Source organism: Vibrio sp. V12_P9A6T4, from assembly GCF_963874835.1.
Classification (GTDB): Bacteria; Pseudomonadota; Gammaproteobacteria; order Enterobacterales; family Vibrionaceae; genus Vibrio; species Vibrio anguillarum.
On the sequence record NZ_CAWNJO010000040.1, the window covers coordinates 40,305 to 60,076 of the forward strand.

Genomic DNA, 19,772 nt, shown 5'->3' on the forward strand with positions numbered 1-19,772 from the left:
TGGTAAGTTAAAAAAATTTCAGTAAATGTGACATACATTAAAATATTATTTGACTAGAAAGTCATCGCTTATATTGATAATGATTGATTAACGACTAATTATCCAAAATCGTGTTAATAACGTGGATTAAAGAATATTTATCCTAGAAATGATTCTAAAATTGTGAATATAATCTCATGAAACTGAATACTGCATTTTCTTGATTTAATCCAATAATGATAGGTTGTTCACAATAAGCTGCTGAAAATTTACACATAAACTCGATTAATATGCCATTTCAATCGTGATAAATGCATAAATTTCCTGAGTCACTTAGTTTCCTTACTCCATCAAAACGCACAATAGCATGCGTATATTGAGCTACTTAATGGCTTGTTTTCTGTTGAAACTGCTTCACGCTGCGCTTTTGAGCACTGCGGCGGTTGGCTTGCTTATCGCGCGGTTTGCGCTTCGGTTCACCGCTAGTAGGTTGGTCTGTCACTGGAAAATCGGTCAACGCCTGCAGAGGTAAAGCGCGCTGCGTTAAGCTGCGGATAGCCTCCAGCGCTTGGCTTTCACCATGGCAGACCAGTGAAATCGCCACACCACCTTGACCAGCACGCGCTGTGCGGCCAACGCGGTGAATATAAACTGGCGCACTAGGCGGTAAATCAAAATTGATCACCACTGGCAGCGCGTCAATGTGAATACCACGCGCCAGTAAATCGGTGGCCACCAGTACATCCACTTGATTCGCTTTGAAATCGGCTAACGTTTGCTCGCGAATAACTTGATCTTTTTCACCATGCAAAGCTGCCGCACGAATACCCGCTTTGAGTAATTTTTTCGCGACCGCGTCAGCACTATCACGGGCGCTAATGAATACTAATACTTGCTGCCCAGCACGCTGCTTAATCAGAGCAATTAATGCTTGTGCTTTACTGCCCTTATTCACAAGGTAGAGCTGCTCTTCAATTTCTTCCACCACTTGATTGGCTTGATTCGCCTCTATCTTTACCGGGTTATTTAACACGGCCAATGCCACCTGTTCGAGATCGGCGGCGAGTGTGGCGGAAAACAACAACGTTTGTTTGGTTTGGGGCATAAAACTGAGCAGGCGTTGTACATCCGGCCAAAACCCCATCTCTAACAGTCTGTCAGCTTCATCTAACACCACACAGTGCATCGACTCCAATGAGATCAGTTGCTGTGTGAGTAAATCAAGCAAGCGGCCCGGTGTCGCGACGATTAAATGCGGTAATTTGGCCAACTGCGCAAGCTGCTCTTCTTGGGCCACTCCCCCGCATAAAGTGCATAAGCTAATACCCATTTTGCTTGCCACGGTACTCAGCTCTTGGCTGACTTGTTGTGCTAATTCACGGGTAGGAACAATGACAACGGATTGAATTTCAAGAGTATTAACTTCAATCCGTTGCAGTAAAGGCAAACCATAAGCTAACGTTTTACCACTGCCCGTCTGCGCGAAGGCAAGCACATCTTGCCCAGAAAGTACGGCTGGAATAGCCAATTGTTGGATTTTGGTCGCCGTGTGTCGCGACGCAGGCAGCGCAGTCATCAAAGGGGCGCTTAAGTTAAGCTTAGAAAAATTCATAAACGACTAGCAGGGTGAAAAAGGTTGCGCCGAGTCTAAAGCTATTCATTCTCCATCACAACTGTCGATACGGATCAGGACTGAATCTGGCCGCCAGTACTCAAATTCACAGTCCATGATCTCGCCATCTTGTTTGTAATTAACTCGACAAATTTTCATTACAGATTGGCCAGCAGCTAAGTTAAGCGCTTTTGCCACATGAAGAGGTGCAGCCGTAGGGATTACTTCAAAACGAGAACGCGTGGTGATGTAACCGTATTTTTGCTGATAGAGATGCGTTAACGAAGCGGTTAAATTTTCCTCTAATATCTTTGGAAACCACTGCGCAATCAGGCAGTTTTCGACAAACAGTACCGCTCGCCCGTCAATCGAGCGCAACCGTTCAATAATATGAATGGGCGTAATTCGGTCAATATCCATCGCTCTTGCATACTCACGAGAAGCCATCACGCTGCGTACCGCAACTAGCTTAGTTTCTGCGATTCGGTGCTGCTCGCGGATCATCTGGTGGAAGTGGCAACGCGATAGCGGGTTATAATGAATTCGCGCCGGAGAGACAAACCAGCCACGCCGCTCTTCTCGGTAAATCAACCCTTCGGTTTCCAGTGAAACCAAAGCGTCTTTAATTGTAATGCGCGTTGTATTAAACAATTCACTCAATTCACGTTCAGATGGCAGTTTTTGTCTGTCGCTCAGCATCCCACTGCAAATTTGCTCACGAAGGGTGCCTTTAATGTTACCAAGTTGGGTCTTTTCTAAAGGAGCATTTGCCACTGGCAAAGCGCTGCGAAATCTCATGCGTGACCTAGTCCAATATTATACAAAGTGAATAAACGTCTTTTAGGCTACTTAAGGCAGATAACAGATTTATGACAGGCTAATTGATTGAATTTGAAATAAAAGTGCAATAGAAAATCATCAAAAATGTCAAATAACTACACCGAAAACGTCACAGTTCTTCCCTAGGATAAAAATCGAACTTACTGACCTAGTCCAGAAGGATAGCGACAATGAAAACCTTATTTACCCGCGCAGCGGCTGCCACAGCACTTGCGCTGACTCTTTCAACTTCGGCTTTTGCTAAAGAGGCTGATTTACAATCTTTGATCAACGCAGCGAAACAAGAAGGCCGAGTGTACAGTGTTGGTATGCCCGGCAGTTGGGCTAACTGGCAAGACACGTGGAGCGATTTAGGTAAGATTTATGGCCTAAAACACCAAGATACGGATATGAGCTCAGCGCAAGAAATTGCCAAGTTTGAAGCCGAAAAGAAAAATGCGACCGCCGATATCGGTGATGTTGGCTTTGCATTTGCTCGTGTGGCGGTGAAAAAAGGCGTAACTCAAGCGTACAAACCGAGCACTTGGAATGACATCCCTGACTGGGCCAAAGATAAAGATGGCCACTGGGCTCTGGCTTATACGGGCACCATTTCATTTATCTCGAACAATAATCTAGTCAAGAATGCGCCAAAAACGTGGAACGATTTGCTCAAAGGCGATTACAAAATCAGTATTGGTAATGTCGGTGTTGCCGCGCAAGCAAATAATGCCGTACTAGCCGCTGCTTTTGCTCATGGTGGCAGTGAAAAGAACCTCGATCCGGCAATCGAATTTTTTGCCAAACTCGCCAAGCAAGGTCGCTTATCATTTACAGACCCAAGTATCGCTAACCTAGAAAAAGGTGAAGTTGAAGTGGCCGTATTGTGGGATTTCAACGCCCTAAGTTACCGTGACCAAATTGACCGTAACCGCTTTAGCGTTAACATTCCGCAAGATGGTTCTGTGATTTCCGGCTACACCACCATCATCAATAAATACGCCAAAAACCCAAACGCGGCCAAGCTAGCACGTGAATACATCTTTAGCGATCAAGGCCAGATCAACCTTGCACAAGGCTATGCTCGCCCGATCCGCAGCAACGTTGCACTGCCTGCTGCGGTACAAAGCAAATTGATTGCTAACGATCAATACCAGAACGTGAGCCCAATTAGCGACTTTAATGCTTGGGAAAAATCAGCTCGCCAATTGCCACGTCAATGGCAAGAAAATGTCATTATCCACCAGCAGTAAGAGGCAACCATGAACAATAAGGTGATCCTTGTTGTTCTTGATGGACTCAATTATTCCGTAGCCCGTGATTGCATGGGCTACTTAAACGGCTTAATTGAGCAGCAAAGAGCAACCTTATACTCCCTACAATGTGAATTACCTTCGTTATCGCGTCCTTTGTATGAATGTCTACTCACTGGCGTAAAGCCTGTCGAAAGCGGCATTGTTCATAACCACATTGTGCGCCTTTCACATCATCAATCCATCTTCAGTTTGGCAAAAGAGCAAGGGCTGACAACAGCCGCAGCGGCGTATCATTGGGTCAGCGAGCTCTATAACCGCGCGCCTTTTGATGCAACGCGCGATCGTTTTACCTGTGATAAAACACTCAATATTCAGCATGGCTGTTTTTATCACTGGGATCACTATCCCGATGAAGCACTGTTTTTAGACGCCGAACACTTACGTCGTACTCATCAGCCTGATTTTTTACTGATCCATCCAATGAATATCGATGATGCTGGGCATAAGTTTGGCCTTGATTCAGGACAGTATCGTAATAGTGCACGCATGGCCGATGCGCTGTTATCTCACTTTTTAGAAAGCTGGCTAAACGATGGTTACCAAGTGATGGTGACCAGCGATCACGGCATGAACAATGACAAGTCACACGGCGGAAGATTAACCGAAGAGCGCAACGTCCCGCTGTTTGTATTGGGCGATCAATTTTCGCACCAAGCTTGTGAGATCAAACAAACTGAGCTCTGCGGCCTGTGCTGCCAACTGCTTAATCTTGATCACAATAAGCCCTTTTCTGCGGAGTGCTTAGCATGATCAGTAGCCAAGTAATTAGCAAGCCTAGCGCCGTGCTGAGCCAATCAACGCACTGGGCACGCAAACTCAAACCTGCGTTATGGCTTACTCCTTTTGCGCTGTTTTTCTACTTATTTCAGCTCGCCCCCATGCTGTGGGTTTTGTTCAACAGCTTTATCTCCGACGATCAATGGTCACTAGACCATTATCGCGAAATTTTCAGCTCATCCTTTATTTTGCAAGGGTTAGGCAACAGTTTGTGGCTCGCCATATGGTCCAGCGTCGCGGGCCTTGCGATTGCGGCAATGTTGGTCGCCTCTTTACGCCGAGTCGATGGCAAGCTGCGCGATGGTGTGATCGCCTTTACCAATATGAGCAGTAATTTTGCGGGCGTCCCTTTGGCATTCGCTTTCATTATTATTCTTGGGGTCAACGGCGCACTGACTTTGCTGCTAAAGCAATACGGTTTGATTGAAGAGTTCAACCTGTACGGCAAATGGGGACTGCTGGCGATGTATATCTACTTTCAGATCCCTCTTGGCGTGCTGCTGCTCTACCCTGCATTTGATGCACTCAGTGATGACTGGCAAGCGGCGGCATCTACTCTGGGTGCCAACGGATGGCAATATTGGCAGAAAATCGCCTTGCCTGTGCTTTCACCAGCCCTACTCGGCACCTTGATTATCCTAATCGCCAATGCGATGGGCGCGTATGCCAGCGTCTACGCACTCACATCCGGCAACTACAACGTCATTACGGTACGCATTGCCAGTTTAGTGGCGGGAGATCTGTTCTTAGAGCCCAATTTAGCCGCCGCCATTTCCGTAGTATTGATGCTAATTTTAGCCTTCATTACTGTGATCAATCAGTGGCTAATTGCGAAAAGCTATAGCGCAAGGAACACCCATGCAAAACGCTAATCCTACCCTTGATAAAATCACCTTTCATAAAAGTGTGGTCTATTCCATCGTGGGAGTGATGTTGCTGCCCATTTTGGCCACCTTGGTTTATTCCTTTTCTTCACGCTGGGGCGCAACGATTTTACCCGATGGCTTCACCTTTGACTGGTATCTCAAACTGCTGACCGACCCTCGCTTTCTCGATGCATTTGGCCGCTCATTGCTGATTGGCATCGCTTCTCTGGCACTCAGCGCGGTTTTGATTATTCCGGCGATCTTCGTGGTGTTTTACTATTTCCCTCGTCTCGATAAAGTGATGAACCTGCTGATTTTAATCCCTTTTGCGGTACCGCCTGTGGTCTCTTCAGTTGGATTACTGCAACTGTACGCCGATAGCCAATTTCCAATTGTGGGTACACCTTGGATTTTGATTGGCACTTATTTCACCATTGCGCTGCCGTTTATGTACCGTGCAATTGCCAACAGTTTTGAGGCGATCCATCTACACGATCTCATGGATGCCGCGCACCTGCTCGGCGCAAGCACCAGCCGTGCTTTTTTACTGATCGTACTGCCAAACATTAGAAAAGGGTTGATGGCTTCGCTATTTCTATCCTTCTCTTTTCTACTTGGCGAGTTTGTATTTGCGAACATTCTGGTCGGCACGCGCTATGAAACCTTGCAGATTTATCTCTACAACATGCGTCAGACTAGTGGTCACTTCACCTCCGCGTTAGTGATGACTTACTTCCTATTTATCTTTTTACTGACTTGGCTCGCCAGTCGTTTTAGCCGAGGATCCACTCAATGAATTCCACGACCCACACAACCTCTCGTTCTGATTACGTCCACGTCGACAACCTCACCAAACGTTTTGGCAACAATACCGTTTTTGAAGGGATTGAATTTTCCATTGAGCAAGGGGAATTTGTCACGCTACTTGGTCCGAGCGGCTGCGGGAAATCGACCTTATTGCGCAGTTTGGCTGGCTTAAATCCCGTCGATGACGGCGAAATTTGGGTCAACGGTGAAAACATCACTAACCAAACACCACAGCAACGCGGCATTGGCATGGTGTTTCAATCCTACGCTCTGTTTCCGAATATGACGGTGGCTGAAAACATCGCCTTTGGCCTCAAAATGCAAGGGCAAGACAGAGCTTACATCGCGCGTGAAGTGCAAAAAGTGGTCGAACTGGTTTCGCTGATAGGGAAAGAAAAACACTATCCCAACCAGCTCTCGGGTGGACAGCGCCAACGCGTCGCTTTAGCTCGCGCCTTAGTGGTCAAACCGCGTATTTTGCTACTTGATGAGCCCCTTTCAGCACTGGATGCCAAAATTCGCAAACACTTGCGCCAGCAGATCCGTGATATTCAAAAAGAGCTCAATCTCACCACCGTATTTGTAACCCATGATCAAGAAGAGGCGATGATTCTCTCTGATCGTATTTTTTTAATGCACCAAGGTGAAATCGTTCAGCAAGGCTCCCCAGAAAGCATTTATACTCAGCCAGCCAATGAGTTTGTGGCTGGTTTTATGGGCCATTACAATTTAGTAGAGGCGGCCACCGCCAAGCAGTTGTTTAACATAGACACGGCTTGGAAAGTGGCTATTCGCCCCGAATCCATCTACGTCAAAGAAGCTGGGCGGAGCTATGGTGCCCATGTTTCTGCGCCGCAACATGGCACCATCAAGCATCACCAATTACTGGGTAATGTCATTCGCTACCATGTGGATGTGCGAGGCTGCGAGCTCACGGTCGATTTACTCAATCGTTCATCAGAGCGATTATTTGCCACTGGCAGTCAGCTAGAATTACTGTTTAACCTTAACGAAATACAACCTGTGAGAGCCTAAATAGATGCCGACACCTCTATACGTTTTTGATATGGACGACACATTGATTGACGGCGACTGCGCAATGATTTGGAGCGAATATTTGGCCGATAAGGGCATAGCGAGCGACCCTGATTTTGTCGCGCAGGATAGGCTGATCATGTCACGCTATGCCAGCGGTGAAATGGACATGGAAGATTACCTCGATTTTGCGATGCAACCTTTGCTCACCCTGCCCACAGAGCAAGTCCAGCGCTTGGCGGACGATTGTGTCGCTACACGCATCGTACCTAGGCTATTTCCTCAAGCCAAAGCACTCATTAAACAGTTAACGGATGAGCGTATCCAAATGCTCATTATTTCGGCGTCGGTCAGTTTTTTGGTTAAAGCTGTCGCCCGTAAAATCGGCGTTGCAGAGGCGATGGGTATCGATATGGTCATAGAGAACAACCATTACACCACGCATATTTTGGGAACACCCACCTACCGAGACGGTAAAGTCACTCGCTTAAACGAATGGCTAGCTGAGCGCCCACAATACGTGGGTCAAGTGCATTTTTTCACTGACTCGATCAATGATTTACCTTTGTGTCTACACGCCGATTTCACCTATTTGGTCAACCCATGCACGCGCCTCATCCAATACGCGCAGCCCCAACAATGGCCGATATTAAAGTGGGGCTAATCACATCCTCTACTTTTGATGAACCATGTAGCTTGAGGCGCTGGCGGTAAACTTCTAGTATGAAGACAATAAGTTAACCGAGCCTCTCGCCATGAGCATGAAACATCGCATTGCCTTTATCTCTCTTTTACTGTCAACTCTCAATGCTTGCTCGCCGGAAAATAGCGCGCAAGCATTGGGCACTTTAGAGCGAGACCGCATCACTTTTTCCGCCACCGCCAATGAGATCATTCGCGCGCTTCCTGTCGCGGAAGGCAGCGCAGTGCATGCTGGCGAAGTATTGGTTCGACTGGATACCAGAAATCAGCAGGCGGTGCTGGCCCATGCACTCGCAGAGGCGACCAAAGCGCAAGCGTATTTGCTCAAACTGAGCAATGGTGAACGCCAAGAAGACACGGCGGCCGCACAAGCCAAAGTCAATCGCGCGCAAGCCACACTGACAGAGGCGTTGCAAAACTTCAAACGTGTGGAAGAACTGGTCGGTAAAAAGCTCCTCAGCCAATCAGAAAAAGACAGCGCCACCGCCACGCGTGATGCCGCTCGCGCCGAACTCGATTCTGCAAAAGAAGAGTTTGCTAAGCTCACCGCTGGCACTCGCCCTGAAGATATCGAACAAGCGCAAGCGGCGCTGACCGCCGCCAAAGCCGACATCTCACTGCAACAGCAAAAGCTCGACGAGTTAACCATTGTCGCCACACGCGATGGAATTTTGGATAACCTCCCATACAACTTGGGTGAGCGCGTCCCAAACAACGGCATTGTCGCTATCATCCAAGCCAGCCGCATCCCTTATGCTCGTGTCTACGTTCCCGCACCACATCGTTTAGCGGTCGTGCCGGGCGCACAGTTTCCAGTGCATATCGACGGTATAAAAGAGCCGCTGCAAGGCACTGTGCGTTGGGTGGCAACGGAACCCTCTTTCACGCCTTACTACGCACTGACCGAAAATGAACGCGCCCGCTTAATGTATCTAGCCGAAGTGGATCTGCCCGGATCCGCGCAATCGCTCCCTTCTGGCATTCCGGCGCAAGTCGATTTAGCGAGGCAAAAATAGTGACTGAACTCGCCATTCACGCCCGTAATGTGGTCAAAAAATTTGGTGATTTCACTGCGATTGAAGGCATCAATCTGAGTGTCCCCAAAGGAACCATTTACGGTTTTCTCGGCCCAAATGGTTGTGGCAAATCGACCACAATTCGCGTACTCACGGGTTTATTAAGCCCTACCTCTGGCAGTGTTGATGTGCTGGGGTTAGCGATCCCAAAACAATCCGAGCAATTGCGCCTAAAAATTGGTTATATGACACAAAAATTTTCGTTATACGATGATTTAACCGTCGAGGAAAACCTACAATTTATTGGACAAATTTTTGGTATGCCGCGCAAAGCATTGGCACAACGACTCAATGAACAGTTGTGCACTTATGGGCTTGATCAGCGCCGAAAACAACGCGTAAGTGGGATGAGTGGCGGCCAAAAGCAGCGCTTGTCACTAGCAGCAGCCACGATGCATAAACCTGAACTGCTGTTTTTGGATGAACCAACGTCGGCGGTCGATCCTGAAAATAGACGGGAATTTTGGGAACAATTGTTCGATCTTTCAGACCAAGGCACCACCATTTTGATCACCACTCACTACATGGATGAAGCGGAACGCTGCCACCGTTTAGCCATCATGGAATCGGGTTTAATTCGTGCAGATGGTGAGCCAGAAACCTTAATGAACACGATGGGCGTTAACATTGTCGAAGTCCGAGCCCATAATTTGCGCCAATTAAAAGAAAAAGTCATGGCTCGGGCGGAGGTTCGCTCTGCTGCACAACTTGGCATCCGCTTGCGGATCCTTATTCATCAACAAGTCACACAACCTATCGCGTGGCTAAAAACAACCTTCCCTGAACTGGCTGAAGCTGAGATGAATCTAGCTCGCCCAAGTTTGGAAGATGTCTTTGTCACTGTGACTGGCAAGGGGCGTCAATGAAAGCACTGTTTCGAATGAAAGCGGTGATGGTGAAAGAGATACGCCAACTCTCGCGAGACAGAATTACGTTTGGCATGGTAGTGATGATCCCACTGATCCAGTTGTTGCTGTTTGGCTTTGCCATCAATACTGACGTACGCAATATTCCGATCGCCATCGTTGATCAAAGTGAAAGTACCCTCGGACGGTTAATTGTGGAGTCAGTCAAAGCCACACAAGTTGTGAGCGTCAAACACACTTTTGCCACAGCAGAGCAAGCTGAACATGCAATTGAACAAGGTAACGTGAGAGCAGCGCTGATCCTGCCAAAAGATCTCACCCAGCGCGCGGTGCAAAATCGCGTGTTAGGCCAGTGGATTGTTGATGGCTCCGATACGATGATCAGTGCCTCCATTTTAGGTCTGCAATCCATGCCGCTGACCGATTTTGATTTTGACATTCGTCCAGCTACCGTCAAAACCTTTGAAGTCACGCTGTTTTATAACCCCACTCGCCGCTCTGCGGTCAATATCGTACCCGGTTTACTGGGGGTCATTTTAACCATGACGATGATCCTCTTCACCAGTGCCGCGATTGTGCGAGAAAAAGAGCGCGGCAATTTAGAACTGCTGATCACAACGCCAATTCACTCTATTGAGCTTATGGTCGCCAAAATTGTACCCTATATTTTTGTCGGATTAATTCAGGTCTTCATCATCTTGGGCTTAGGGCATTTTATTTTTGACGTGCCCATTAATGGTGCGATCAGCCAAATTCTCTTCGGTACGCTGCTGTTTATCGCCGCCAGTTTGACCTTAGGTTTGGTGATTTCAACCATTGCTTCCACTCAACTGCAAGCCATGCAAATGACTGTTTTTATCTTACTGCCTTCGATTTTACTTTCTGGATTTATGTTTCCCTACGAAGGCATGCCAGTAGCAGCGCAGTGGATTTCTGAAGCGTTGCCCGCGACCCACTTTATGCGCATGATCCGCGGGATTGTGTTGCGCGGTGCTAACCTCATGGATCTATGGCAAGATGCGTTATGGATGTTGAGCTTTACCGTCGGTGGGATTATCGTCGCGTCTTTGAGATTTAAGAAATCTCTTGATTAACGCCATTCACATTTGAAGGCTAATTTTTAAGCCAAAAGAAGGAAACTAACATGTTAAAGTCACTGATGACCAAAGCGTTATTGTGTGTAGGCCTGATCTCCAATACCTCAGATGCATTGGCATCGGAGCGCTCAACGATAGCATGGCAATGGATTGAAAATGGCGCGCTTTTAGTCGATGTTCGAACCGCAGCAGAATTTGCAGCTGGCCATATTGAAGGTGCGCTAAACTACCCACTTGATACTGTTAGCAGTGCTTTTTCTCACATCGATAAACAACAACCGATTGTGGTTTACTGCCGCAGCGGCAATCGATCGGGCCAAGCCATGGCCTATTTACTCGAGCAAGGGTTTACTCAAGTACATAACGGCGGCGGTTTAGAGGAAATGATCATTCATCCTTCGGCAATAAAGCCGCTCAATTGATGTTAGCCTACTCACATTCACGTTATCGCTCTTGTTTGTTCTTAATTGGCTCTCAAAGCGCAACAGAAAGACACCGCTTGTTATTCGGCAACAATGATCGATTTTTTGATTGGAACGTAGAAGATGTTCGATAACCAATCTCAACGGTATACAGCATGCAAACGTACAAAACCTTACGCTTGATCCTAGGCGATCAGCTCAACATCAAGCACTCTTGGTTTAACAAAACGGATGACTCCGTACTGTACGTGATAGCTGAACTTAAACAAGAAACAGGCTATGTAAAACATCACATTCAAAAAATCTGCGCCTTTTTTGCCGCGATGGAAGCTTTTGCCGAATTATTGCAAAGTGAGGGACACCAGGTTCTCTACTTGACCCTTGATGAAACTGCCGATTATTTGCAGCTACCACCATTGATTAGCGATCTGTGTCATCAGATCAACGCAGAATACTTTCACTATCAGCGACCTGATGAATACCGAGTTTGGCAACAGTTGCAGGAGCTAAACCTCTCTCATACACAAGTGACTTGTTTTGATACTGAACACTTTTTATTGCCTTTTGACGAGATCACTCAGCATTTTAACACCAACAAAACCACTATTATGGAGCCGTTTTATCGCAAAATGCGTAAGCGATTCGGTATTCTTCTGCAAGATGATCATCAAACGCCTTTGGGTGGGCGTTGGAATTTTGATCACCAAAATCGCAATAAGCTCAGCGCGCAAGACATAGAAAACCTACCCAAACCACTTAGCTTTCAAAACGATGTCAGTGCAATTTATAACCGTTTACAGCACCATAATATTCACGTTTTCGGCCTGTATACTCCTTCATTGTTATGGCCGATTAACCGCTCACAAGCGCTGTCATTATTGGCCCACTTTTGTCAGTACGGCTTGCCGCTGTTTGGTCGCTTTCAAGATGCAATGACGGCAAAGAGCCCACATCGTTGGAGCCTCTACCATAGCCGGCTCTCTTTTGCACTCAACTGCAAACTACTATCGCCTGCAGAAGTCATTCAAAGTGCACTCATGCGATTTGAGAATGACAATACGATGGATTTAGCACAAATCGAAGGATTCATTAGGCAAATTTTGGGCTGGCGTGAGTACATTCGAGGCATTTATTGGGCGAACATGCCCCAATACGCCAAGCACAACGCCCTTGACGCTCAACGACCTCTTCCTCACTATTATTGGACAGGGGATACTCGTATGCATTGTGTTAAACAAGCCGTAACTCAATCACTGGAGTTTTCCTACGCACATCATATCCAACGTTTGATGATCACGGGTAATTTTGCACTCCTATCAGGTTGCGAGCCGGATGAGGTGGATGACTGGTACTTAGGTATTTATATTGATGCATTGCAATGGGTAGAAATGCCCAATACCCGAGGTATGGCTCTGTTTGCTGATGGAGGAATTGTTGCCACCAAGCCTTATGCCGCAAGCGGCTCTTACATCAATAAAATGAGTGATTACTGCAAAGATTGTCACTACCAAGTAAAGAGCCGTAGTGGTCTAAATTCATGTCCATTCAATAGTTTATATTGGCAGTTCATGCTCATTCATCGTGAACGGTTAGCCAAAAATCCAAGGATAGGCATGATTTATAAAAATTGGGACAACACAGAAAACGCCACTCAACAAGCAATCTTAGCTCAAGCTCAATACTATCTACACCATATTGAAGAGCTGTAGTTCGTCGGTTTACTGGTCACGTTTTGATTTATGCAATTTGGTGAGCACGCTGCAAGTAACTATAATCATGCTATTCGATTAAATATCAGTGAGTGATTATGCAACAACAGCAAGTCCATATGGACCAACGTATTTGCCAGCAATGCTCAGAAAAACAAAGCTTGCCTTTTGACTTCACCATGGCTTTCCAACCCATAGTTAACGTTGCAGATAACACCATCTTTGGCTACGAAGCACTCGTACGAGGTCTGAATAATGAATCGGCTTACTCCATCATTGAACAAGTCAGTGATGATAACCGATACCGCTTTGACCAACTTTGTCGAATCAAAGCGATTAAACTCGCGGCTAAACTAAAACTGTCAGGTATTTTGAGCATTAATTTTTTACCTAATGCCGTTTACCAACCAGAACGTTGTATCCGCACCACATTAGAGGCAGCAAAGCAGTTCGGTTTCCCGACAGAACGGATCATGTTTGAATTTACTGAGGTGGAAAAAATCGTAGACACAGCGCACATAAAACGGATCGTCGCTTATTACTCCAACCTAGGATTTACTACCGCGATTGATGATTTCGGTGCAGGCTACGCCGGGCTTGGGCTATTGGTTAACTTCCAAACTAAAATAGTAAAATTAGATATGTCACTGCTGCGTAATATCGATCAAGACATCACAAAGCAAGCAATCGTCCGTCATACTGTCGCAATGCTCATTGAGCTAGGGATTTGTCCACTCGCTGAAGGTATTGAAACTCAACAAGAAATGTTATGGCTAAAACGACTCGGCATTGAACTCATGCAAGGCTACTATTTTGCGAAACCTGAGTTTGAAGCGTTGCCTACAGTGACGTTTTGAACCATAACATCAGCCTCTAATTTTGTGGATCCATCAAACCACGAAATGCTTGGGCATAAGTTTCAACTGTTCAATACGGCCCGACATGGCTGTTTCCACCTCGGCTAACCACTCATAACGTTTAGTATATAGACGGCGTTTATTGCGATTTAGCGTCTCAACACCTTTGCGGTTTGGCGTGGTTGGCAAACGGTACAAATATTTGCTCATTTTCTCTGCTTCGTACTCTGTCCACAGTTCATCGTAATCAAAGCTTACTGATTTGCGCTTTGAGCCAATATAACGCAACGCTTGATACATATGGCCGCGGTTAGAAATCGCATACAGGTTCTCAACCCCTAAAATACGCGCTAGCGTCATGATCATTTCAACCATCAGTGCTTTGGTTCTTAAACCGTGAGTCGTGCGCGTCAAATCTTTAATGATTTGATTACGATCGGTCACACCACTGCTTGGACCTTGTAGTGAACCAATGTAAATACTGCGCCCTTGATCAGAAACATTGAAACTGATCGAGTAAATTTTCTGCCCTTTTTCATCCGTCAGTTGCAGCCCCAACGAACCTTCTCTTATCTCTCCACTGCACAGGCTTAATGAATAACTCGCCCCATTTTTGTCGTAAAAATCAAAAATAGAGAAGCCTGATTCTGAGAAAAACTTCGCAGCATTAAAGCCAAACTGTTCAACTAAGTAGATAAAATGTTGATTAATGTGCCATGTACGCTCTTTGGCAGACCAATTGACGCAGAGATAAGGTTTTAATGGTTTTTCCAAAAACTGTGGACATTGCTTCAATACCTCCGCTAACTCGGAGCACGAAAACAGCCTCAGCATACTTTTTAGAGCATAGGCATTGGTCACTCCCCATAAACAAAAACGGATATTCTTCCTGATTTTAGACCAGCCTTTGGTATTGGGGTAAATCGTTTCGGAGAGTTCAGACAGGCTAAACAGGTAGTCGAGTTTATTTTCAATTATCATAGTATGGACCAGAATTTCAGCAGCTAGGACAGCCTCAAACATTGGGGAGTCGCTCATTGAAAATAATGTACAGTGTTTCATTGAGGGGTGCTGTCCTGAGTTTGTATGAAAATGTCAGCCTTCGTCATTAGCTATTTACTTAGCGCGCTAACTAAATTATATTACTTAGCACGCTAAGTAATATGTGACTCGTTATGATTGAAAATACGCACACCCTGAAAGAATTATCACTCGCTGAGCAGTTTGCTCGTCTCTCACGCTTATGGAAAATGGTGGCGGACCGAGAACTCTCACCCTTGGGCCTTACCCATCCTCGTTGGACCGCATTGTGGAAATTACAGCGTCTCGGTGACAACGTCAGTCAAAAAACCTTAGCCGAAGCGTTAGAAATAGAACTGGCTTCTTTAATGCGAACTTTAAAGCAGCTCGAAGAACAATCGCTGATCGAACGTCACTGCTGTCACAACGATAAGCGCGCTCGAATCGTCAGTTTGACGAGTAACGGGCGTGCTCTTATCAAGCAGATGGAAACCCGTATTTTGCAAGTTCGCCAAAACTTACTGGGTAATATTGACGATCAACAATTGCACCAACTGACTCTTACGCTCGAACAAATCTCACACAACGCTCTAGATACGCTCAGCAAACCGATAGCAACACCTTCAAAGGAACAATAATTACTTATGACACCTGATCAAAAATTTGCACTTTGGATCAAATATTCCATCGTCGCTTTTGTGGCGCTCTTTGCCTATTTTTTGGTGGCCGATTTGGCTATGCCTTTAACACCGCAAGCCATGGCAACGCGGACTGTGACCAAAATATCTCCCCGAGTTAATGGTCAAATCAGTGATGTTTTTGTCACTAATAATCAAACCGTACACAAGGGTGAAGTACTTTTCACCATCGACCCACAACCCTATCAACTGGCGGTAGAGCAGGCCCAACTCAATTATGAACGTGCGGTACAAGGTAACGCTCAATTGGATGCATCGATTGCAGCCGCAGAAGCTAATGTCACGGCAAGCCGTATCGTTGCCGATCAAAAGTTGCGCGAAGCTAACCGATTAAACACTCTGTTTGCACGCAATGGGACTTCTCAACAACTTAAAGACGATGCACAAAGTGGCGCTACCGCCGCGAAAGCCAATTTGGTTGCAGCGCAAGCTCACCTGCAAGAATTGCACGTCAGTCGAGGTAATAGTGACGAGAGTAACGTCAGCATTCGCGCCGCTTTGAACCAATTGGCGCAGGCCAAGCTAAACCTTGCCTACACACAAACGCTAGCAGAGCAAGATGGTGTCATTACCAACTTACAGCTTGAAACGGGCACCTACGCCGCAGCAGGTACGCCGTTAGTTGCGTTGGTAGCGACGGATGTAGACGTGATTGCTGATTTTAGAGAAAAAAGCTTACGCCATTTCCCAGACAATAGCCTCGCCCTAGTTGCTTTTGATAGCAAACCCGGCGAAGTCTTTACCGCGCGTATTCGTAGCCTGGATGCTGGGGTAAGCACTGGTCAGTTTGATGCGAATGGGCGTTTAGCCACTCCAACAGAATCTAATCGCTGGGTGCGTGATGCACAACGCATGCGTGTGCACCTTTCGCTCGATGAAACGATGTCAACATTGCCTTCCGGTGCTCGTGCGACGGTACAGTTGCTACCAGAAAGTGGCCCGTTTGCTTGGCTGGCAAAAATGCAAATTCAGTTTCTGAGCACTCTGCACTACGTCTATTAAGCGGAGTAAAAAATGCGACTTTGGGATCATCCATTATCTGAAAATGACTTTCGCCAATGCGTCAGAATAGCAACAGGTGCGACGCTTGGTTTTACCTTTTGTAAACTACTGGGTTGGAACTACGGGGTATTTTTTACCGTAACACCGATGCTGTTACTGGGCATGGTGCCCGTCATGAATGCGCACGCCGCAAAGCAACTGCTTGCTTCCGCCGTCGTTTGTGGCTTAGAAGTAGCCATTCTCGGGGGGCTGTTTGGCGCTCATCCGGCACTGATGACGATGATGGCTTTTGTACTGTTTCTCTACAAATTTGCTTGTATGTCGAAAGGCAGCTTATTCTTATTTGGAGCGAACAGCGTATTGAGCTTGAGCATCATGCTGCACTTTGCAAGCTACCCCACAACTGATCTTAACGATCTGATTACCAGCAACTTTATCGCGAATTTGCTTTCGGTAATGGTCGCTTATCTGGTGACATTCTGTATTCCCGACGCACAGAAAAGGCAACCTCCCGCTCATGCAAGCGTGGCCAAAGAGTCACACCGTATGCGTCATGAAGCGCTCATGGGCGCAACCATTGCCACACTCTCTTTCGTTGTGTTTCAAATATTCGATCTGCAAGATTCAATGTCCGCGCAAGCCACAACCTTGTTGCTACTTTTCCCGATGCATTGGAACGGAGCGCTAGGCTACGCACGCAAACGCGCGATGGGTACTCTGCTTGGTGTCACTTTCGGTATTGCGGTCCAACTGCTACTCTACGATTGGTCAGGTCAGCTTTTATTTGTTATTCCGCTGCTGTGGATAGGTGCGATGCTCTTTAGCTACTGGCATGTAAAAGAATCCAGCGGTTCAGGGGTCGGCTTTGGCTCATTGACTACCTTGGGGATCTTGTTTGGTCAATATTTGACGCCGGGCAATGATTTAATTTTCAGTGCCCTGTACCGAGTCGGCAGTATTTTGTTTGCTATTGTCGCCACATTACTTACAACCTATGTGATCCATCGATTGCTGAATCAATTCAAAGCCACCCAATTTGGCCAGTAATTAAAAACCCTGCACATAGGTGCAGGGTCAACATCACAGCAAACCTTTATTCAAAGGATAAGCGTGCCGAATTTAATACACCCGTTAAACCTTGATAGTGATCCGCCACGACTAAACGCCACTGGCCTTGCACGTTCATTTGTTGCATTCCGCTGAGTGTAAAGCGAACACGATAAGCCGTGTTGCGATCATACTGGTTATACGATTTTAAGTTCCAATAGCCACCATCAGGTGCATACAACTTGACTGAAACATCACCCACAAATGGGTGTTCAATATTAAGTTGAATAGTGGCCGTTTCCGCATTTCCTTGATAAGTCACATTAATCGGAAGTGCTAACTCTCCTTGTGCATGATCGGGAATGGCAAAAGGCCCTTGTAAATCATAGATGGCTTGTTGGGGCGAAGTCGGTTCAGTGGGTGACGTTCCTCCGTCATTACTCCCATCTGGACGTGTATAAATCGCCGCAATGTGTGGTGCGCTCAGGCCAATCGCTCGCACCGAGTTCGCGTAGTCAGTGACACCACATGCTTGACCTTTACACACTTTGCTTGGGTTAGAGAATGTGTAAGAACGGCTATGAATACCAAATAAGAAACCATAGGCCATGGTCGTCGCAAATTGGCCTTGAACCCCATAACCATACGCATCTTGCTCTGTACCATTTGAAAGATGAGGTTCGCCATTGTACTGTTCATGAGCATGGTTCAAGCCCAAATTGTGGCCTAATTCGTGAATAAACGTATCATCGCCACACTCATTCAAATAGCTATGACTGTACATTCTAGATTGCGCATAACGCGCACTATTGTTCCAATACGCGGCAGGGATTATCCATGCTAGACCACAGCTCAGCATGTAAGTACCATTGCCTTTATCTTCATAATCAGGAGAATTTTTAATATCTAGATTACGAAACAGCGCCACCATATCCGCGCCAACCTGCTTACGATATTGCTCAATATCGGCAAACGCCGGATCTTGTTTATTGCCGGGAGTAATCGCATCAAGCGCCTGCTCTTGCGATTTTTTCAGCCCTCTTTGCGTATCGTATTTTACTTCTTTCGTGCCAATTAAGTTGACTTTGATGTCCAGACCACTTTGACGCAGAATTTCATTTCCCACGTTAAATCGGTGCTGGATTTCAGCCACGTGATCTTGCTGAAACCACTCAGCCGTGCCAGGTGTGTAAACACCTAGAATATCAATTTCTGTGGTTGCGCTACTCGGTAACGCATGCGTTGCTAACACCACGGCTAATGCCAATGACGCTATTTTCATAAAAACTCCTACATTATTTATTTTATTAACACACAAAGCCGTGCGTTTTAGGTATCAATGGCTGGTCGAGGTTTCGTCATAGCCATGATTCGGTGGTACTCGGTAAACCCATGCTTCACTACCGTTGCCTTCAAGCTTGACTTGGCCACTGGGATGACCAATAAAACCAAGTATTGCCGTTTTGCCGAAAGTGAATGTGGCCGGGTAAACTTCCCCGTCGAGTTCAAACTGCCCAGACCAAGTCCGGACGCCTTCATTCTGAATTTCTGATGAAGTGACTTGGATATTGACTGGCTGGTTATCAGGCATAGTGACCGTGACAGCATCGCCCATTGCCAGAACTCGGAATTGTTCAATATTTTCGATTTCGATCGCTTTGATTTCCGTCACTGCATCACTTTTCGGCCTAATGGCTTGCAACGCTGGGCTTGGGTTGATGTCGTGCCATACTTCATCAACGGTTTGCGCCGCAAGCATGCGCTCTTCAGTGATAGGCTCGGAATTCAGAGCAGAACGAGCATCTCCAGCGCTCGATGCATCTTCTCGTGGTGGCTTCATCAGCTGGCGCTCATCAGCAACTGTTGCGGCTTTAAAATCAGTATCCTCGTTATTATTCGGTGCTTTGGGGGCAGGCACTAATGTTAATGAACTATGGCTAATGTAATATTTACCAACAATGAGACCGAATATTGCTAATAACAAAATGGTCATTATCTTAACTTTCAAACTTTATATCTCCGACAATTAGATGTGGCATATATATAGATACATAAGATGTATGAA

The 19,772-nt window shown here is 46.3% G+C and carries 20 protein-coding genes; 15 read left to right on the plus strand and 5 right to left on the minus strand.

Features of this window, described 5'->3' with window-relative positions; genetic code table 11:
- Positions 1–364: 364 nt before the first annotated feature.
- On the minus strand, positions 365–1,591 hold the full coding sequence (locus tag AACQ42_RS05295) for a DEAD/DEAH box helicase (RefSeq protein ID WP_094166089.1): 1,227 nt from the start codon (positions 1,589–1,591) through the stop codon (positions 365–367).
- 45 nt (positions 1,592–1,636) lie between these two features.
- Positions 1,637–2,389 (minus strand): UTRA domain-containing protein, encoded by a 753-nt coding sequence (locus tag AACQ42_RS05300; RefSeq protein ID WP_094125826.1) that lies wholly within the window; start codon positions 2,387–2,389, stop codon positions 1,637–1,639.
- Between the two features lie 212 nt (positions 2,390–2,601).
- On the opposite strand from AACQ42_RS05300, the gene AACQ42_RS05305 reads away from it, so the two are divergent.
- From AACQ42_RS05305 to AACQ42_RS05360, 12 genes are all read left to right on the plus strand, one after another.
- The gene (locus AACQ42_RS05305) at positions 2,602–3,663 is read left to right on the plus strand and encodes an ABC transporter substrate-binding protein (RefSeq protein ID WP_094166090.1); all 1,062 of its coding nucleotides are present in this window, start codon (positions 2,602–2,604) and stop codon (positions 3,661–3,663) included.
- A 9-nt stretch (positions 3,664–3,672) separates the two neighbouring features.
- Entirely contained in the window at positions 3,673–4,476 is an 804-nt protein-coding gene (locus AACQ42_RS05310; RefSeq protein WP_017049310.1) for an alkaline phosphatase family protein, read from the plus strand.
- The gene (locus AACQ42_RS05315; RefSeq protein ID WP_026027756.1) at positions 4,476–5,375 is read left to right on the plus strand and encodes an ABC transporter permease; all 900 of its coding nucleotides are present in this window, start codon (positions 4,476–4,478) and stop codon (positions 5,373–5,375) included. The genes AACQ42_RS05310 and AACQ42_RS05315 overlap by 1 nt, the downstream gene beginning before the upstream one ends.
- Complete coding sequence (locus AACQ42_RS05320) at positions 5,362–6,165, plus strand: ABC transporter permease (RefSeq protein WP_094166091.1); 804 nt, start codon at positions 5,362–5,364, stop codon at positions 6,163–6,165. The genes AACQ42_RS05315 and AACQ42_RS05320 overlap by 14 nt, the downstream gene beginning before the upstream one ends.
- Complete coding sequence (locus AACQ42_RS05325) at positions 6,162–7,211, plus strand: ABC transporter ATP-binding protein (protein ID WP_094166092.1); 1,050 nt, start codon at positions 6,162–6,164, stop codon at positions 7,209–7,211. Before AACQ42_RS05320 ends, AACQ42_RS05325 begins: the two co-directional genes overlap by 4 nt.
- Before the next feature lie 4 nt (positions 7,212–7,215).
- Entirely contained in the window at positions 7,216–7,875 is a 660-nt protein-coding gene (locus AACQ42_RS05330; RefSeq protein WP_017044976.1) for an HAD family hydrolase, read from the plus strand.
- A gap of 91 nt (positions 7,876–7,966) precedes the next feature.
- The gene (locus tag AACQ42_RS05335) at positions 7,967–8,929 is read left to right on the plus strand and encodes an HlyD family secretion protein (protein WP_094166093.1); all 963 of its coding nucleotides are present in this window, start codon (positions 7,967–7,969) and stop codon (positions 8,927–8,929) included.
- Positions 8,929–9,855, plus strand: a complete 927-nt coding sequence (locus AACQ42_RS05340; RefSeq protein WP_017044975.1) for an ABC transporter ATP-binding protein — start codon at positions 8,929–8,931, stop codon at positions 9,853–9,855. Before AACQ42_RS05335 ends, AACQ42_RS05340 begins: the two co-directional genes overlap by 1 nt.
- Complete coding sequence (locus AACQ42_RS05345; RefSeq protein WP_094166094.1) at positions 9,852–10,949, plus strand: ABC transporter permease; 1,098 nt, start codon at positions 9,852–9,854, stop codon at positions 10,947–10,949. Before AACQ42_RS05340 ends, AACQ42_RS05345 begins: the two co-directional genes overlap by 4 nt.
- A gap of 50 nt (positions 10,950–10,999) precedes the next feature.
- Complete coding sequence (locus AACQ42_RS05350) at positions 11,000–11,374, plus strand: rhodanese-like domain-containing protein (protein ID WP_017049317.1); 375 nt, start codon at positions 11,000–11,002, stop codon at positions 11,372–11,374.
- A gap of 155 nt (positions 11,375–11,529) precedes the next feature.
- On the plus strand, positions 11,530–13,083 hold the full coding sequence (locus AACQ42_RS05355) for a cryptochrome/photolyase family protein (RefSeq protein ID WP_094166095.1): 1,554 nt from the start codon (positions 11,530–11,532) through the stop codon (positions 13,081–13,083).
- Positions 13,084–13,181: 98 nt separating this feature from the next.
- Positions 13,182–13,940, plus strand: a complete 759-nt coding sequence (locus AACQ42_RS05360; RefSeq protein WP_026027758.1) for an EAL domain-containing protein — start codon at positions 13,182–13,184, stop codon at positions 13,938–13,940.
- Positions 13,941–13,973: 33 nt separating this feature from the next.
- Here the strand turns inward: AACQ42_RS05360 and AACQ42_RS05365 are convergent, their stop codons facing one another.
- Positions 13,974–15,002 (minus strand): VirK/YbjX family protein, encoded by a 1,029-nt coding sequence (locus AACQ42_RS05365; RefSeq protein ID WP_017046842.1) that lies wholly within the window; start codon positions 15,000–15,002, stop codon positions 13,974–13,976.
- A 113-nt stretch (positions 15,003–15,115) separates the two neighbouring features.
- On the opposite strand from AACQ42_RS05365, the gene slyA reads away from it, so the two are divergent.
- The 3 genes from slyA to AACQ42_RS05380 are packed head-to-tail and all read left to right on the plus strand — an operon-like array spanning position 15,116 to position 17,707.
- A complete protein-coding gene (gene slyA / locus AACQ42_RS05370) occupies positions 15,116–15,598 on the plus strand; it encodes a transcriptional regulator SlyA (RefSeq protein ID WP_019283056.1) in 483 nt (160 codons plus the stop codon).
- 6 nt (positions 15,599–15,604) lie between these two features.
- On the plus strand, positions 15,605–16,660 hold the full coding sequence (locus AACQ42_RS05375; protein WP_094166096.1) for an HlyD family secretion protein: 1,056 nt from the start codon (positions 15,605–15,607) through the stop codon (positions 16,658–16,660).
- Positions 16,661–16,672: 12 nt separating this feature from the next.
- Positions 16,673–17,707: a DUF2955 domain-containing protein gene (locus AACQ42_RS05380; RefSeq protein ID WP_094150507.1), complete on the plus strand. Its 1,035-nt coding sequence runs from the start codon at positions 16,673–16,675 to the stop codon at positions 17,705–17,707.
- 46 nt (positions 17,708–17,753) lie between these two features.
- On the opposite strand, the gene AACQ42_RS05385 is transcribed toward AACQ42_RS05380, so the two are convergent.
- Together AACQ42_RS05385 and AACQ42_RS05390 are read right to left on the minus strand one after the other, a co-directional pair.
- Positions 17,754–18,989 (minus strand): zinc-dependent metalloprotease family protein, encoded by a 1,236-nt coding sequence (locus tag AACQ42_RS05385; protein WP_094166097.1) that lies wholly within the window; start codon positions 18,987–18,989, stop codon positions 17,754–17,756.
- A gap of 54 nt (positions 18,990–19,043) precedes the next feature.
- Complete coding sequence (locus AACQ42_RS05390) at positions 19,044–19,700, minus strand: hypothetical protein (RefSeq protein WP_094166098.1); 657 nt, start codon at positions 19,698–19,700, stop codon at positions 19,044–19,046.
- Positions 19,701–19,772 lie beyond the last annotated feature (72 nt).

Bases quoted from the DNA above. Each gene is read 5' to 3' on its own strand.
- AACQ42_RS05295 (WP_094166089.1), bottom strand. From the start codon at position 1,591: ATGAATTTTTCTAAGCTTAACTTAAGCGCCCCTTTGATGACTGCGCTG.
- AACQ42_RS05300 (WP_094125826.1), bottom strand. From the start codon at position 2,389: ATGAGATTTCGCAGCGCTTTGCCAGTGGCAAATGCTCCTTTAGAAAAG.
- AACQ42_RS05305 (WP_094166090.1), top strand. From the start codon at position 2,602: ATGAAAACCTTATTTACCCGCGCAGCGGCTGCCACAGCACTTGCGCTG.
- AACQ42_RS05310 (WP_017049310.1), top strand. From the start codon at position 3,673: ATGAACAATAAGGTGATCCTTGTTGTTCTTGATGGACTCAATTATTCC.
- AACQ42_RS05320 (WP_094166091.1), top strand. From the start codon at position 5,362: ATGCAAAACGCTAATCCTACCCTTGATAAAATCACCTTTCATAAAAGT.
- AACQ42_RS05325 (WP_094166092.1), top strand. From the start codon at position 6,162: ATGAATTCCACGACCCACACAACCTCTCGTTCTGATTACGTCCACGTC.
- AACQ42_RS05330 (WP_017044976.1), top strand. From the start codon at position 7,216: ATGCCGACACCTCTATACGTTTTTGATATGGACGACACATTGATTGAC.
- AACQ42_RS05335 (WP_094166093.1), top strand. From the start codon at position 7,967: ATGAGCATGAAACATCGCATTGCCTTTATCTCTCTTTTACTGTCAACT.
- AACQ42_RS05345 (WP_094166094.1), top strand. From the start codon at position 9,852: ATGAAAGCACTGTTTCGAATGAAAGCGGTGATGGTGAAAGAGATACGC.
- AACQ42_RS05350 (WP_017049317.1), top strand. From the start codon at position 11,000: ATGTTAAAGTCACTGATGACCAAAGCGTTATTGTGTGTAGGCCTGATC.
- AACQ42_RS05355 (WP_094166095.1), top strand. From the start codon at position 11,530: ATGCAAACGTACAAAACCTTACGCTTGATCCTAGGCGATCAGCTCAAC.
- AACQ42_RS05360 (WP_026027758.1), top strand. From the start codon at position 13,182: ATGCAACAACAGCAAGTCCATATGGACCAACGTATTTGCCAGCAATGC.
- AACQ42_RS05365 (WP_017046842.1), bottom strand. From the start codon at position 15,002: ATGAAACACTGTACATTATTTTCAATGAGCGACTCCCCAATGTTTGAG.
- slyA (WP_019283056.1), top strand. From the start codon at position 15,116: ATGATTGAAAATACGCACACCCTGAAAGAATTATCACTCGCTGAGCAG.
- AACQ42_RS05375 (WP_094166096.1), top strand. From the start codon at position 15,605: ATGACACCTGATCAAAAATTTGCACTTTGGATCAAATATTCCATCGTC.
- AACQ42_RS05380 (WP_094150507.1), top strand. From the start codon at position 16,673: ATGCGACTTTGGGATCATCCATTATCTGAAAATGACTTTCGCCAATGC.
- AACQ42_RS05385 (WP_094166097.1), bottom strand. From the start codon at position 18,989: ATGAAAATAGCGTCATTGGCATTAGCCGTGGTGTTAGCAACGCATGCG.
- AACQ42_RS05390 (WP_094166098.1), bottom strand. From the start codon at position 19,700: ATGACCATTTTGTTATTAGCAATATTCGGTCTCATTGTTGGTAAATAT.